14 protein-coding genes and 1 pseudogene are annotated in these 13,331 nt (G+C 71.4%); 11 read left to right on the plus strand and 4 right to left on the minus strand.

Annotated elements, in window-relative coordinates:
* Nucleotides 1-80: 80 nt before the first annotated feature.
* Nucleotides 81-1,676, plus strand: coding sequence for a Na+/H+ antiporter (locus IF78_RS0105785; RefSeq protein ID WP_031479491.1), 1,596 nt, complete (start codon nt 81-83; stop codon nt 1,674-1,676).
* Between the two features lie 7 nt (nt 1,677-1,683).
* Here the strand turns inward: IF78_RS0105785 and IF78_RS0105790 are convergent, their stop codons facing one another.
* Nucleotides 1,684-2,601 carry a 1-aminocyclopropane-1-carboxylate deaminase/D-cysteine desulfhydrase gene (locus IF78_RS0105790; protein WP_031479493.1) on the minus strand — a complete coding sequence of 306 codons (918 nt, stop codon included), beginning with the start codon at nt 2,599-2,601 and terminating at the stop codon, nt 1,684-1,686.
* 208 nt (nt 2,602-2,809) lie between these two features.
* Nucleotides 2,810-3,397: an N-acetylmuramoyl-L-alanine amidase gene (locus IF78_RS0105795; RefSeq protein WP_031479494.1), complete on the minus strand. Its 588-nt coding sequence runs from the start codon at nt 3,395-3,397 to the stop codon at nt 2,810-2,812.
* A 306-nt stretch (nt 3,398-3,703) separates the two neighbouring features.
* Between IF78_RS0105795 and IF78_RS0105800 the strand changes: the two genes are divergently transcribed.
* From IF78_RS0105800 to IF78_RS0105810, 3 genes are all read left to right on the plus strand, one after another.
* Nucleotides 3,704-5,110: a family 2B encapsulin nanocompartment shell protein gene (locus IF78_RS0105800; RefSeq protein ID WP_031479496.1), complete on the plus strand. Its 1,407-nt coding sequence runs from the start codon at nt 3,704-3,706 to the stop codon at nt 5,108-5,110.
* A 113-nt stretch (nt 5,111-5,223) separates the two neighbouring features.
* Nucleotides 5,224-6,309, plus strand: a complete 1,086-nt coding sequence (locus tag IF78_RS0105805; RefSeq protein WP_031479498.1) for a family 2 encapsulin nanocompartment cargo protein polyprenyl transferase — start codon at nt 5,224-5,226, stop codon at nt 6,307-6,309.
* 319 nt (nt 6,310-6,628) lie between these two features.
* Nucleotides 6,629-7,237: a GNAT family N-acetyltransferase gene (locus tag IF78_RS0105810; protein WP_031479500.1), complete on the plus strand. Its 609-nt coding sequence runs from the start codon at nt 6,629-6,631 to the stop codon at nt 7,235-7,237.
* A gap of 80 nt (nt 7,238-7,317) precedes the next feature.
* On the opposite strand, the gene IF78_RS0105815 is transcribed toward IF78_RS0105810, so the two are convergent.
* The gene (locus IF78_RS0105815; RefSeq protein WP_031479502.1) at nt 7,318-7,908 is read right to left on the minus strand and encodes a TetR/AcrR family transcriptional regulator; all 591 of its coding nucleotides are present in this window, start codon (nt 7,906-7,908) and stop codon (nt 7,318-7,320) included.
* Nucleotides 7,909-8,032: 124 nt separating this feature from the next.
* On the opposite strand from IF78_RS0105815, the gene IF78_RS0105820 reads away from it, so the two are divergent.
* The 6 genes from IF78_RS0105820 (at nt 8,033) to IF78_RS0105845 (ending at nt 11,199) form a co-directional block, all read left to right on the plus strand.
* Complete coding sequence (locus IF78_RS0105820; protein WP_031479504.1) at nt 8,033-8,617, plus strand: dihydrofolate reductase family protein; 585 nt, start codon at nt 8,033-8,035, stop codon at nt 8,615-8,617.
* A 26-nt stretch (nt 8,618-8,643) separates the two neighbouring features.
* Nucleotides 8,644-8,883, plus strand: a complete 240-nt coding sequence (locus IF78_RS0105825; RefSeq protein WP_031479506.1) for a hypothetical protein — start codon at nt 8,644-8,646, stop codon at nt 8,881-8,883.
* Nucleotides 8,884-8,976: 93 nt separating this feature from the next.
* On the plus strand, nt 8,977-9,390 hold the full coding sequence (locus IF78_RS0105830; protein WP_031479508.1) for a YciI family protein: 414 nt from the start codon (nt 8,977-8,979) through the stop codon (nt 9,388-9,390).
* A gap of 7 nt (nt 9,391-9,397) precedes the next feature.
* The gene (locus IF78_RS0105835; protein ID WP_031479510.1) at nt 9,398-10,624 is read left to right on the plus strand and encodes an RNA polymerase sigma factor; all 1,227 of its coding nucleotides are present in this window, start codon (nt 9,398-9,400) and stop codon (nt 10,622-10,624) included.
* A gap of 9 nt (nt 10,625-10,633) precedes the next feature.
* Nucleotides 10,634-10,966, plus strand: a complete 333-nt coding sequence (locus IF78_RS0105840) for a DUF952 domain-containing protein (protein WP_031479512.1) — start codon at nt 10,634-10,636, stop codon at nt 10,964-10,966.
* Nucleotides 10,957-11,199 (plus strand): hypothetical protein, encoded by a 243-nt coding sequence (locus IF78_RS0105845; RefSeq protein WP_031479514.1) that lies wholly within the window; start codon nt 10,957-10,959, stop codon nt 11,197-11,199. Before IF78_RS0105840 ends, IF78_RS0105845 begins: the two co-directional genes overlap by 10 nt.
* A 15-nt stretch (nt 11,200-11,214) precedes the next feature.
* On the opposite strand, the pseudogene IF78_RS43340 reads toward IF78_RS0105845, so the two are convergent.
* A pseudogene (locus IF78_RS43340) lies at nt 11,215-11,964 on the minus strand (VOC family protein).
* Nucleotides 11,965-12,133: 169 nt separating this feature from the next.
* Between IF78_RS43340 and IF78_RS0105855 the strand changes: the two are divergent.
* On the plus strand, nt 12,134-13,288 hold the full coding sequence (locus IF78_RS0105855; RefSeq protein ID WP_031479516.1) for an inorganic phosphate transporter: 1,155 nt from the start codon (nt 12,134-12,136) through the stop codon (nt 13,286-13,288).
* The last annotated feature ends 43 nt before the right edge of the window (nt 13,289-13,331 follow it).

A 13,331-nucleotide genomic window follows, 5' to 3' on the forward strand; every position in this document is an offset into this window, starting at 1 on the left:
CGACGGCGGGCGAAGACCATGAACGGGTCGCCGGTGGGGCGGCGCGGATTCGGGCGAGCGGTGATGGGTGGGCGAGGCGTATGGACGTGATGCCGCTGCTGTTGCTGGTGGCGGGGAGCGCGGTCGTGGCCGCGGCGGCACGGCGGACTCCGGTGCCGGCCCCGCTGCTGCTGGTCGCCGCCGGACTGGCCGTCTCCTATCTGCCGGGCGTGCCCGAGTACACCCTCGATCCGCACATCGTCCTGCCCCTGGTACTGCCCCCGCTGCTGCACAGCGCGGCGACGGACAGCTCGTACCTCGATCTTCGGGCTCAGCTGCGGCCCGTGATGCTGCTGTCGGTCGGCTACGTCCTCTTCGCGACCTTCGCGGTCGGCTGGATCGCGTATCTCGTCGTCCCGGGACTGCCGCTGACGGCGGCGCTGGTGCTGGGCGCGGTCGTCGCGCCACCGGACGCCGTCGCGGCGACGGCGGTCGCACGCCGCGTGGGCCTGCCGTCCCGGGTCACCACGATCCTGCAGGGCGAGTCCCTGGTGAACGACGCCACCGCGATCACCGCCTACCGGGTCGCTCTCGCGGCCGCCGTCGGTGAGGGCGCCACCTGGGCCGGCGGCATCGGCGAGTTCCTGCTCGCCGCGGTCGGCGGCGTCGGCGTGGGGCTGGTGCTGATGGTGCCGATCCACTGGCTGCGCACGCACCTCAAGGAGGCGCTGCTGCAGAACACGCTCTCCCTGCTGATCCCGTTCGTCGCCTACGCCGCCGCCGAGCAGGTGCACGCCTCCGGCGTGCTGGCGGTCGTGGTCGTCGCGCTGTTCCTGGGACACCGCGCGTGGGAGGTCGACTTCGCCACCCGGCTCCAGGAGGACGCGGTGTGGCGGATGGTCGCGTTCGTGCTGGAGTCGTCGGTGTTCGCGCTGATCGGCCTGCAACTGCCGGTGGTCCTCAAGGGCCTGGGCGAGTACGAGGGCAGCCGCGCCGCCTGGTACGCGATCGTGGTGTTCGCCGTGGTCGTGGTCACGCGGTTCGTGTGGGTGTACCCGGCGACCTTCCTGCCGCACAAGCTGTCGGCACGGATCCGCGAACGCGAGGGCGACCTGACCTGGAAAGGCCCGTTCATCATCTCCTGGGCCGGCATGCGGGGCGTGGTGTCGCTGGCCATCGCCTTCTCGATCCCGCTCACGGTGCACGGCGGCGAGCCGTTCCCCGAGCGCAACCTCATCCTCTTCCTGACCTTCACGACGGTCATCGGCACCCTGGTCGTCCAGGGCGTGACGCTGCCGCCGCTGATCCGCGTGCTGAAACTCCCCGCCCGCGACCCGCAGGCCGAGACCCTCGCCGAGGCGAACGCCCAGGCGCAGGCCTCCCGCGCGGCCGAACGACGCCTCGAGGAACTCCTCTCGGACGAACGCAACGCCCTCCCCGATCCCCTCGCCGCCCGCCTGCGGGCGGTCCTGGAACGCCGCCGCAACTCCGTCTGGGAACGCCTGGGCCAGGCCAACCCCGTCACCGGCGAGTCCGTCGACGACACCTACCGCCGCCTGTCCCGCGAGGTGATCGGCGCCGAGCGCGCGGTGTTCGTGAAACTGCGGGACGGTCGCTATATCGACGACGAGATGCTGCGAACGCTGCTGCGCAGACTGGACCTGGAGGAGGCGGCCGCTTATCGGGAGGCCCAGTGAGGCCTGGTCATCCCTGGAACGGGGACCCGGTGACCACCGCCGCGATCACGGTCCCGCGCGGGAAGGCCCCCTCCTCGGTGAGGACGACAAGCCCGTACAACAACTTGGCGACATAGAGACGCTCGACGGCCACCCCGTGCCGTTCCTCGAAGTCCGCGGCAAAGGAGTCCAGCGCGGGGGTCGTACGGGCGTACCCCCCGAAGTGGAACCGCTCGTCCAGCCACCACTCACCCCGAGGCCCCCCGAACGCCGAGGCCTGCAAGTCGCGCACCTCATCGGCCAGGAAGCCGCCCTTGAGGACGGGCACGCCCAGGGCCCGCTGACCGGGATCGAGCCCGGCGGCGAGCCCCGCCAACGTCCCGCCCGTACCGCAGGCGACGGCGACCACGTCGGCCCGCCCGCGCAACTCCTCGCCGAGCGCCAGGCACCCCCGTACGGCAAGGGCGTTGCTGCCGCCTTCGGGCACGACGTACGCATCCTCGGCGCCGATGCCACGCAGAATGCCCCGCAGGGCGTCCGGCTCGGACTTGCGCCGATACGTCGACCTGTCGACGAACCGCAGCCGCATACCGTCCGCCGCACACCGCGCCAGCGACGGATTGAGGTCCCGGTCGGCCAGCTCCTGACCACGCACGACACCGATCGTGGACAACCCGAGCAGTCGCCCCGCGGCGGCAGTGGCACGCAGGTGATTGGAGTAGGCCCCGCCGAAAGTGACCACGGCGCGCCCCGCCGCGGCAGCCAGATTCGGCGCGAGCTTGCGCCATTTGTTGCCGATCAGCTCAGGGTGAATCAAGTCGTCGCGCTTGAGAAACAGCCGAACCCCACGCCGCCCGAACCGCTCGTCGGCCACCTCCTGCAAGGCGGAGGGAAGCCGCGGCCGGAGCACGGCGGCGAGATCGGGCACGGGTTCGGGGCTGGTCACAGGGCCATTGTCGCCCGGCCCCGCCACAGAGGACGGCGTGTACCCCCACGGAGCCGCACCCGCGTACGGCGGGAAGGGGACGCACAACACAACTGTTGGCGCTACGCGCACCCCCATCGAACCCGCACAGGCGCCGCAGGCATCAACGCGCACCCCACCGGACATCAACAGGCCGCCGCAGGCACCCCCCCGGCCCAGCCGCCGGAGGCTACAGCCGCTCCCGAATCCGTTCGCGCATCCACGCCATGGTGAACCCCCGCGGATCCACCTTCCCCGGCTGCCACTCCAGATGCCCGATCACCGACCGCTCCGTCCACCCGTGATGCCGGCAGATCGCCGCCGAGACCCGTTCGATCGCCTCCAACTGCGGCTCCGGCCACGGATCCCTGCCGTCCCCCAGGTTCTCGCACTCGAAGCCGTAGAAGTGCCGATTGCCGTCGGTGTTCGCCTCGTTGTCGGGCGGCAGCGCCTTCTCCGCGATGACCGCGCGCAGGACGTCGTCGTCGCCGAGCCCGGCGTGGTTGGCGCGGCCGTAGCCGACCAGGTGGACGCGACCGTCCTTGGTGATCACGCCGTGGCACAGCGGCCCCGGCAGCCCCTCGTAACCCTTGCGGCAGAGCTCCACCGTGTGCGCGCTGCCCTTGGTCACCGTGTGGTGGATCATCACGCCGTGGACCGGGCCCCAAGGGCCCACGTGGTTGCGGTTGTGGTGCTCCCAGTCGCCGACCTCGACGACCGTGGCCCCTTCGGCCCGTAGTCTCTCCAGGAATCTGCTCGCGGACATGGGTGAGGCCATGACCGCCTCCTTCGCACCCTGCGTCGGCCGCCTTACGCGGCCGCCCCGTACCCGTGCTTTACCGAAAACGGCCGGACGGGACTCCTCGAATCGCACGCTGTGCGAGCTGTTTCGGCCAGGTGCGCAGCGAGGCGCAGCGGCAGAACGACTGGACAAGCGGCCCCAGTGTGCCCAGCCCGTCGATGATCCATTCCCGCCCTTTCGGGTAATAGCACAGACACACACCGTGATGGAAGGCTCTGTCGGGCAGATCGCGATGCGCGGTGCCAGATCGGCGCCGGGGCATGACCGGGAGGGCAATTCCTTATGTCGGTAGGCGAAGAGGTCCGCACGGAGCAGGGCAAGCCGCAGCAGAGTCTCGGTACTGCGGCTGCGCGGAACCTGGCCACCACGACCAAGTCCGCACCCCAGATGCAGGAGATCAGCTCCCGCTGGCTGCTGCGCATGCTGCCCTGGGTGAATGTGCAGGGCGGTACGTACCGCGTGAACCGGCGTCTGACCTACGCCGTCGGGGACGGACGCATCACGTTCGTGAAGACCGGCGACCGCGTCGAGGTGATCCCCGCCGAACTGCGCGAGCTGCCGGCCCTGCGGTCGTACGAGGACGAGGACGTGCTGTCGGAGCTCGCCCAGCGCTGCCAGCAGCGGGAGTTCCCTGCGGGGAACCTGATCGCCTCCTTCGGCAGCCGGACCGACGAGGTGTATCTGCTGGCGCACGGCAGGGTGGAGAAGCTCGGCAGCGGGCCGTACGGGGAGGACGAGTCGCTGGGCGTCCTCGCCGACGGGGCCTACCTCGGCGAGCAGGCGCTGCTCGACTCCGACACGATCTGGGAGTACACGGTCCGCGCGGCCACCGCGTGCACGGTGCTCGTCCTGCGCCGCCAGGACGTCGAGCAGGTCGCGGAGCGGGCCGATTCCCTGCGCGAGCACTTCGAACAGCTGCGGTCGATCCCCGAGCAGCGCACCAACAAGTACGGCGAGAAGGAGATCGACCTCGCCGCCGGCCACAGCGGCGAGCCCGACATCCCGCACACCTTCGTCGACTACGAGGCCAGGCCCCGCGAGTACGAACTGAGCGTCGCGCAGACCGTGCTGCGCATCCACACGCGTGTGGCCGACCTCTACAACCAGCCGATGAACCAGACCGAGCAGCAGCTCCGGCTGACCGTGGAGGCCCTGAAGGAGCGGCAGGAGCACGAGCTCATCAACAACCGCGAATTCGGGCTGCTCAACAACTGCGAGTACGACCAGCGGCTCCAGCCGCACGACGGCGTGCCCAGCCCCGACGACATGGACGAGCTGCTCTGCCGGCGCCGCGGGACCAAGCTGTTCCTCGCCCACCCGCGCGCGATCGCCGCGTTCGGGCGTGAGCTCAACAAGCGCGGGCTCGTCCCCGAGACGATCGAGATCGCCGGCAACCGCATCCCCACCTGGCGCGGAGTGCCGATCTACCCGTGCAACAAGATCCCGGTCAGCGACGCCCGGACGACCTCGATCATCGCCATGCGTACCGGCGAGGCGGAGCAGGGCGTCATCGGGCTGCAGCAGGCGGGCATCCCGGACGAGATCGAGCCGAGCCTGTCCTGCCGGTTCATGGGCATCAACGAACAGGCCATCATCAAATACCTGGTGACGGCCTACTACTCGGCAGCGGTGCTGGTACCGGACGCCCTCGGTGTACTGGAGAACGTCGAGATCGGACGCTGGAGGTGACGTTTCCGCACCTCGGGGCCGTGTCTGCGCGTGGCAGGGCGGGTAGACCCCCGTCGTATGCGCCCAGCCGCAGCGCAGGCGCCACCGTCCGCGGACTCTCCGAGGGGGACCCCATGGCCGAGTCGACGACGCGAACGACGCGGCACACCAGCGTGACGGGCCCGCTCGACGGGCCCGAGGCGGCGGTGATCCTGGAGAGGGCCCGCGCGTCGGTCGACCCCGAACTGCACGCCGCGGTCGAGTCGTTGCCGGGGTCGATGCGCCGGATCGCGCGCTACCACTTCGGCTGGGAGCACGCGGACGGCACCCCGGCGGCGGGCAACGCGGGCAAGGCGATCCGTCCCGCCCTCGTCCTCACCGCGGCTGCCGCGCTCGGCGGACCGGGGGCGCGGGCGGCGGCCGTACCGGCGGCCGTGGCGGTGGAACTGGTGCACAACTTCACGTTGTTGCACGACGACGTGATGGACCGGGACACCACCCGCCGGCACCGGCCCACCGCATGGACCGTGTTCGGTGACGCCGACGCGATCCTCGCCGGGGACGCCCTCCAGGCGCTGGCCCTGCGGCTGCTCGCCGAGGACAGGCACCCGGCGTCCACGGCGGCCGCCGCGCGGCTCGCGGACTGCGTCGTCGAACTCTGCGCCGGCCAGCACGCGGACACGGCGATGGAGAAGCGGGGCCCCGGCGACGTCGGCCTCGACGAGGTGCTCGCCATGGCCGAGGCCAAGACCGGTGCCCTGCTGGGGTGCGCCTGTGCCCTGGGCGCGCTCTACGCGGGGGCGGCGGACGAGGACGTGGCGGCGTTGGACGCGTTCGGCCGTGAGGCCGGGCTCGCCTTCCAGCTCATCGACGACGTCATCGGCATATGGGGCGACCCGAGCCACACCGGCAAGCCGGCCGGCGCGGATCTCGCCGCCCGCAAGAAGTCCCTGCCGGTCGTCGCCGCGCTGACCTCCGGTGGCCCGGCGGCCGCGGAACTGGCCGCGCTGTACGAAATGCCGTACGACACGCAGGACGAGGACGGCGTCGCGCGGACCGCGCTCGCCGTCGAGCGGGCGGGCGGACGCGACTGGGCGCAGGCACAGGCCGCCGACCGGATGGCCCGCGCCATGCAGGAACTGGCCCGCGCGGTCCCCGACCCGGAGGAGGCGGGCGGACTCCTGTCCCTGGCGGAGTTCGTGACACGACGCAGCAACTGAGGGCCGCGGCGGCGGCCGACGGCACTCCTCAAGACCCCGGAGCCACGGGGCCGTACGGTTCCTGACCCCGTACGGCGATCGAGGTGCTCCGGGCCGGAGGGTCCCGCACATCCCCACGGTGTGCGGGGCCCGTTCCTGCTACCGCGGCCTGCGCACCGGCCCGGAACGGGTCCCGGACCTCCCCACGGTGTTGCTGGTCCCGTTCCCGCGTACCACGGCCCGTGTACCGGCCAGATCTCGACAAACTCCTGCCACGAAGGCCACGTCCGCTCCAATCCCCCTACGATCAAGGCCGGTTGACACGAAGGGACGGCAGGACATGGGCGTGGCGATCCGGACGGCGGGCGAGGGGGACCGGGAGCTGGTGGGGCGGCTGCTGGACGCGGCCTTCCAGGACGATCCGGTCAGCGGCTGGGTGTTCCCGGATGAGGAGCGCCGCCGTACCAGGCACCCCAGGCTCATGGCCGCGTTCACCGACATCGTGCTCGACGACGGCCGTATCGACGTCACCGAGGACGGCACGGCCTGCGCGCTGTGGTTGTCCGTACCCGCGCAGGACCACGGACTCGATCCCGAGCACGCCGACGACGAAGGCCCCGCCCGGCTGCGTGCCGAGGTCGACCCGGACAACGAGCGCGTGGAGCAGATCGCCCGGCTGACCGCCGAGATCCACCCCGCAGGCGCCGCTCACGCATACCTGTGGATGCTCGCCGTCGCCCCCGAGCACCAGGGCCACGGCCTCGGCACCGCGCTCCTCACCTCGGCTCTCGACCGCTGCGACCAGGAGGGCCTGCCCGCCTACCTGGAAGCGAGCAACGCGCGCAGCCGGAAGCTGTACGAGCGGCTCGGCTTCGACCTCAAGGGCCGTCCCCTCGACCTCCCGGACGGCCCCCGGATGTGGCCGATGTGGCGCGAGCCGCGCGGCTGAGCCGCAGGTTCACGCGCACCCCCCGACCCGTCGGCACATGATCCGCCGGCACCCCCGAGCCGCCCCTCCCGCAGTGCCGCCTACCCTTCCGGCACGATCGTGGCCACGATCCGTTCGACCAGGCCGTCCGGTACCTCGACACCTGGCAGGACGCCGTCCAGCACCTCCGGCAGTGTCAGGTTTTCCAGGAGCAGCCCGAGCATCGCGAGGTAGAGCACGGTGACGACCTCGTCGCCGCCGGGCAGCCCGGCGTTGCGATGGAACTCGATGCCCTCCTCCAGGTCGCCGCGCACCGATTTCGTGAAGGAGGAGCGCAGTTCGGGGCGGCGGCCCGCCTCCAGGCGCATCTCCAGCAGGGCCAGATAGCCCGTGCGGTCGCGGGTCGCGCGGCCCATCAGGTCGTGCATGAAGGCGGTGACCAGGGAGCGGTCCTTCGGCCGGGTCAGCAGCCCGGCGATCACCTCGGGGTCGGGCGCGAGGCGGACGTGCAGCCGGGCGTCGATCTGGCGGAACAGGTCGTCGCGCCCGGTGAAGTAGTTGGAGGCGGTGCCGACCGGCACCCCTGCCTCGGCGTCCACCGCGCGGAACGTCAATCCGCGCGCCCCCTCGCGGGCGAGCACCTCGACGCCCGCGTCGACGAGGGCGGCCCGACGCTCCGGATTGCCGGCCATTCGGAATCCCCTCTCTCACTTCAAGTCGCTCCGGGAAATGCCTTGCAACCACTACAAGCGAAGTACTACAACTGAAGCACTACAACCGGAGTGGTTGTTCGACACCCTACGAAAAGAGACCGGCTTGCGAAAGCTCACCTACTTCATCGCCTGCTCCCTCGACGGCTTCATCGGCGGCCCGGACGGCGACGCCACAGCGATGGTCGGTTTCGTCGATGAGGAGTTCCTGGCGTTCCTGAAGGAGGAGCACCCGGAGACCCTGCCGACCCACGGCCGCCGCGCCCTCGGTTGCGACGACCTGGAGAACAGGCGGTTCGACACGATCATCCAGGGCCGGGCCAGCTACGACCTGGCCTTGAAGGAGGGCATCACCAGCCCCTACGCCCATCTGCGCCAGTACGTCGCCTCACGCACGCTGACCGAGTCGCCCGATCCGGACGTCGAGATCATCTCGGACGACCTGGTCGGCAAGGTCCGCGAACTTAAGGCGGAGAAGGGGAGCTTGGGCATCTATCTGTGCGGCGGTTCGCAACTCGCCGGCGCGCTGCTCGACGAGATCGACGAGCTCGTCATCAAGAGCTACCCCATCGTCTACGGCACCGGCATGCCGATGTTCGGCTCGGACTTCGCCGTCACGGAGTTCACCCTCGACGAGGTCCGCGCGTTCGGCAACGGCGCGGTGGTTCGTACGTACAGCAGGAAGCGCTGAGCCCTCTCCCGCCCTACTCTGAGGACATGGGCAGCGAAGAGCACGTCTGTCCCGTCTGCGGACAGCCCGTCGATACGGTCGTCAAGCGCCACAAGACGCTGGGCGCCTGGGTCCCCACCTGGGTGGCCGGCCCCTGCCGGAACCCCGAGTGCGAGGCGTACCCCGAGGAAGGCGCCCAGCACGCGGAGAAGCACGAGCAGCCCGACACACCCACCACCGCGACCAAACCCACCACAGCCACCAAACCCGCCGCGAAAAAATCCTGAGCCCCGTGTCGAGAATCCCGGCCCGGTTCCGACGTCCCCTGTGAAAGCCGCCCACGACGGCGGCGAGCCGACGGAAACCGAAGGAGTTCAGTCATGAAGTACCTGGTCATGGTGCAGGGCACGCAGGCGGACTACGAGGCGATGCAGGGCAAGGCGTCCGAGCACTCCGTGGCCTGGAGCCAGGAGGACGTCCAGGCGATGTACGCCTACATGCAGGCCATCAACGACGACCTCGCCGAGACCGGCGAGATGATCGACGGACAGGGGCTGGCCGAGCCCGCGAAGATCCGGCACGTCACCCTGGGCGAGGACGGCAAGGCGGTGATCACCGACGGGCCGTACAGCGAGACCAAGGAGCTGCTGGCCGGCTATTGGGTGCTGGACTGCGCCAGCCTGGAGCGGGTCACCGAGATCGCCGACCGCATCATCCGTTGCCCCCAGCCCGCCGGGGCCCCCGTCTACCCGGTGGAGATCCGGCCCATCCAGGACGGCGCCGGAGACTGCTGAGCCGCCGATGGCCGACCCGACCCAGACCGAGGACCTGCTGCGCCGCCACGCGCCGCAGGTCCTCGGCGCGCTGGTGCGGCGGTACGGCCACTTCGGCACCGCCGAGGACGCCGTACAGGAGGCCCTGCTGGCGGCGGCCGAGCAGTGGCCGAGCACCGGTGTCCCCGACAATCCGCGCGGCTGGCTGATCAGGGTCGGCGCCCGCCGGCTGACCGACGCCCTGCGGGCGGAGGAGGCCCGCCGGGCCCGGGAGGAGAAGGTCGCGGCGCTGTCGCCGAGGGACGCCTTCACCGCCCCGCCGCCCGGTGCGGACCGCGCTCCCCGCGAGGACGACACCCTCACCCTGCTCTTCCTGTGCTGCCATCCGAACCTGACCTCGCCCGCCCAGATCGCCCTCACCCTGCGTGCCGTCGGTGGTCTGACCACGGCGGAGATCGCCCGCGCGTACCTCGTCCCCGAGGCGACGATGGCCCAGCGCATCAGCCGGGCCAAGCAGAAGGTCCGCGGCGTGCGCTTCGGGCGCCCCGACAACTGGGAGAACCGCCTGCCCGCGGTACTGCAGACCCTGTACCTGATCTTCAACGAGGGCTATACGGCGACCTCGGGCACGAGCCTCCAGCGCCGGGACCTCGCGGGCGAGGCCATCCGGCTGACCCGCGAGGCCCATCGCCTCCTCCCCGACCACGGCGAGGTGGCCGGCCTGCTCGCCCTGATGCTGCTCACCGACGCCCGCCGCGACGCGCGCACCGGCCCGCACGGCGAGCTCGTCCCCCTCGACGAACAGGACCGCGACCGCTGGGACAAATCCGCGATCGAGGAGGGCGTCGCCCTGGTCACCCACGCCCTCTCCCGGGGCCCCGCCGGCCCCTACCAGCTGCGCGCCGCCATCGCCGCCGTCCACGACGAGGCGCCCTCGGCCCAGGAGACCGACTGGCAGGAGATCCTCGGCCTCTACGACGTCCTGATCCGCCTGGTCCCCGGCCCCGTCGAGCGCCTCAACCGCGCGGTCGCCGTCGCCATGGTCCGGGGCCCGCGTGCCGGGCTGGCCGAACTCGCGACGCTGGAGGGTGAGTTGGGTTCCGGGCACCGCCTGGACGCGGTTCGAGGGCACCTTCTGGAGCGGGCGGGGGCGCACGACGAGGCGCGCGCCGCCTATGAGGCCGCGGCCACCAAGACCCTGAGCCTGCCGGAGCAGCGCTATCTGCACGAGCGGGCGGCCCGGCTGAGGCCGTAACCTCGCCTCATGCCCGAACGCACGTACATCCTCCACATCACCGAACGCCGACTGTGGGACCAGGCCCGCGAGCGCGGCGCGTACGCGATGTCGACGCGTGGCCGCACGCTCCAGGAGGAGGGCTTCATCCACTGCTCGACACGCGCCCAACTCCCCGCCGTGGCGGCCTTCCTGTACGGCTCCTACGACGGCCCCGACGAGTTGGTCGTGCTGGTCGTGGACCCGGCGCGGCTCGGCGTGCCGCTCAGGTACGAGGCGCCGAAGCCCGGGGGCGAGGAGTTCCCGCATGTGTACGGGCCGATTCCGGTGACCGCGGTGGTGGACGTGGAGCCGTGGAGCTGACCGGACGACGCCGCTCATGGCGCTGGGTCGTGGTGGCATGGGTGATCGTCGTGGCCGTCGCGGGCGGGGCGACACTGTGGCTTCAGGACGCGGCCGAGCCGCTGGCTCCGTACCGCTGGGAGGAGGCGAGTGCCACGCCGTCGCCTCCGGAGGAGCTTGGGTCGGCGTGCCCCAGCCCCTCGGCGTACGAGGGCGGTGTGACGCAGGTCTTCTGCCTCCGCACCTCGCGCTGAGGCCGCCCGCTCCGGTCAGGACCCGCTGGGGCCCGGCAGCCCGCCCGTCTGCGGATCACGGGCCGTCAGGCAGTAGACGCCGCCCGCGGGATCGCGCATCACCGTCCAATGGGCACCCTGGGCGACGAGCGTCGCGCCCAGCGCCTCGTGCCGGGCGCGGGTCGCCGCGATGTCCGCGCAGGCGAGGTCCAGGTGGGCGGAGGCGGGGCGCTCCTCACCGAGCCGCTGGAGCAGGATGCGGATCGGCAGCCCGGCCGGCGGCTTGAGCACATGGAACTCGGGGCGGGAGCCGGGCGCCGACGCCCAGTCGGCCAACAGAGCGCTCCAGAAGGCGACCTCGGCGTCGTACCGCGAGGGCGGTACGTCCACGCAGACCTGGTCGAGCCGGCTCCCGCGCACCACGGGCGGCCGCACCGACTCCCCGTGCCAGGGCACGGCACAGAACAACTGCCCGGCGGGCGACCGCAGTACGGCCTACCCCTCGTGCTCGGCCGCCATGTCCGCGCCCAGCCGGAGCGCGGCCTTCACGAACTCCGGTACGTCGTCCACGGCGAAGTCGAGATGCGCGCCGCCGGCCCCCGAGTCGACCCCCTGTGCCTTGACGCAGGCGTCGGCCCCGCCGCCCGGCAGCAGAGTCACGAACTCCCGCCGCTCACCGCGGAATTCGGACAGCCGGGTGTCCGTCACCGCGGTCCAGAAGGCGTGCGCCCGGTCGAAGGACGCTGTGGGGCGGTCGAGGAAGGCGTAGGTCCAGCGGATGCTCATGGGGCGATCGTAGATCCCATGAGGCGTTGCCGGTCCGGCACAGCAGCACGGCGTTCCCGGGGGTCACCACACCGGCTTTGCAGGACCCTTACCAACCGCGCGCCGGCTCCTGGGACACGCTTTGCCACCAGTTCCCCGCTTATTGGCCCGCGCTTGTTTGCATTGGGGAATGGACCACATCACGTTCCTGGTGGCGGTCGTCATCGTGACGGCCCTCGCCTTCGACTTCACCAACGGATTCCACGACACGGCGAACGCGATGGCCACGTCCATCGCCACGGGGGCCCTCAAACCGAGGACGGCCGTGCTCATCAGCGGCGTCCTGAACGTCATCGGCGCCTTTCTGTCCACCGAGGTCGCCAAGACGATCTCCGGCGGCATCGTGGACGACACGCTCGTCACCCCGGGCATGATCTTCGCCGGGCTCGTGGGGGCGATCCTGTGGAATCTGCTCACCTGGCTGGTCGGGCTGCCGTCCAGCTCGTCGCACGCGCTGTTCGGCGGGCTGATCGGGGCCGTCTGGGTCGGTGCGGGGGCGCACGGCGTGCACTTTGACAAGGTTGTCGAGAAGGTGCTGATCCCGGCGGTGGCCTCGCCGATCGTGGCGGGGGTCGCGGCGCTGCTGGCCACCTACCTGGCGTACAAGCTCACCTCTCGGGCCCGCAAGCAGTCCGTCACCAAGGGATTCCGCCTCGGCCAGATCGCCTCGGCCTCGCTGGTCTCCCTCGCGCACGGCACCAACGACGCGCAGAAGACGATGGGCGTCATCACGCTGACCCTGATCTCGGCGGGCGCCCTGGGCCACGACGCGGGCCCGCCCCTGTGGGTGATCGCCTCGGCCGGTCTGGCCATCGGCCTCGGCACCTACCTCGGCGGCTGGCGGATCATCCGCACGATGGGGAAGGGCCTCACGGAGATCCAGTCCCCGCAGGGCTTCGCGGCCGAGACGGCCTCCACGACGGTGATCCTCACCTCGGCCCACCTGGGCTTCGCCCTGTCCACCACCCAGGTCGCCTCCGGCAGCATCCTCGGCGCGGGTCTCGGCCGCCGTCTCGCGGAGGTCCGCTGGGGCGTGGCCGGCCGCATGGTCGTGGCCTGGCTGGTCACCCTGCCGGCGGCCGCGCTGGTGGGCGGCGTCTCGGCGAGCGCGGTCAAGCACGGCGGCGACTTCGGTACGGCGGTGGTGGCACTGGTCGGCGCGGCCGTGGCCGCCGGCATCGTGCTCGTCTCCCGCCGCAACCCGGTGTCCGCGCACAACGTCAACGACACCCACGAGGTCACCGTCCGCGGCGCGCAGCCGACGCGGGTCGGCACTGCCGCCTGAAACGACGGACGCCCGGGCAAGGGCGCCCGATACAAGGGAGTTC

The sequence above is a fragment of the Streptomyces bicolor genome (assembly GCF_000719285.1).
Classification (GTDB): Bacteria; Actinomycetota; Actinomycetes; order Streptomycetales; family Streptomycetaceae; genus Streptomyces; species Streptomyces bicolor.

Coding starts and splice junctions, on each gene's coding strand:
- IF78_RS0105810 (WP_031479500.1), top strand. CDS start 6,629: ATGGGCGTGGCGATCCGGACGGCGGGCGAGGGGGACCGGGAGCTGGTG.
- IF78_RS0105825 (WP_031479506.1), top strand. CDS start 8,644: ATGGGCAGCGAAGAGCACGTCTGTCCCGTCTGCGGACAGCCCGTCGAT.
- IF78_RS0105855 (WP_031479516.1), top strand. CDS start 12,134: ATGGACCACATCACGTTCCTGGTGGCGGTCGTCATCGTGACGGCCCTC.
- IF78_RS0105840 (WP_031479512.1), top strand. CDS start 10,634: ATGCCCGAACGCACGTACATCCTCCACATCACCGAACGCCGACTGTGG.
- IF78_RS0105785 (WP_031479491.1), top strand. CDS start 81: ATGGACGTGATGCCGCTGCTGTTGCTGGTGGCGGGGAGCGCGGTCGTG.
- IF78_RS0105795 (WP_031479494.1), bottom strand. CDS start 3,397: ATGGCCTCACCCATGTCCGCGAGCAGATTCCTGGAGAGACTACGGGCC.
- IF78_RS0105835 (WP_031479510.1), top strand. CDS start 9,398: ATGGCCGACCCGACCCAGACCGAGGACCTGCTGCGCCGCCACGCGCCG.
- IF78_RS0105830 (WP_031479508.1), top strand. CDS start 8,977: ATGAAGTACCTGGTCATGGTGCAGGGCACGCAGGCGGACTACGAGGCG.
- IF78_RS0105805 (WP_031479498.1), top strand. CDS start 5,224: ATGGCCGAGTCGACGACGCGAACGACGCGGCACACCAGCGTGACGGGC.
- IF78_RS0105815 (WP_031479502.1), bottom strand. CDS start 7,908: ATGGCCGGCAATCCGGAGCGTCGGGCCGCCCTCGTCGACGCGGGCGTC.
- IF78_RS0105800 (WP_031479496.1), top strand. CDS start 3,704: ATGTCGGTAGGCGAAGAGGTCCGCACGGAGCAGGGCAAGCCGCAGCAG.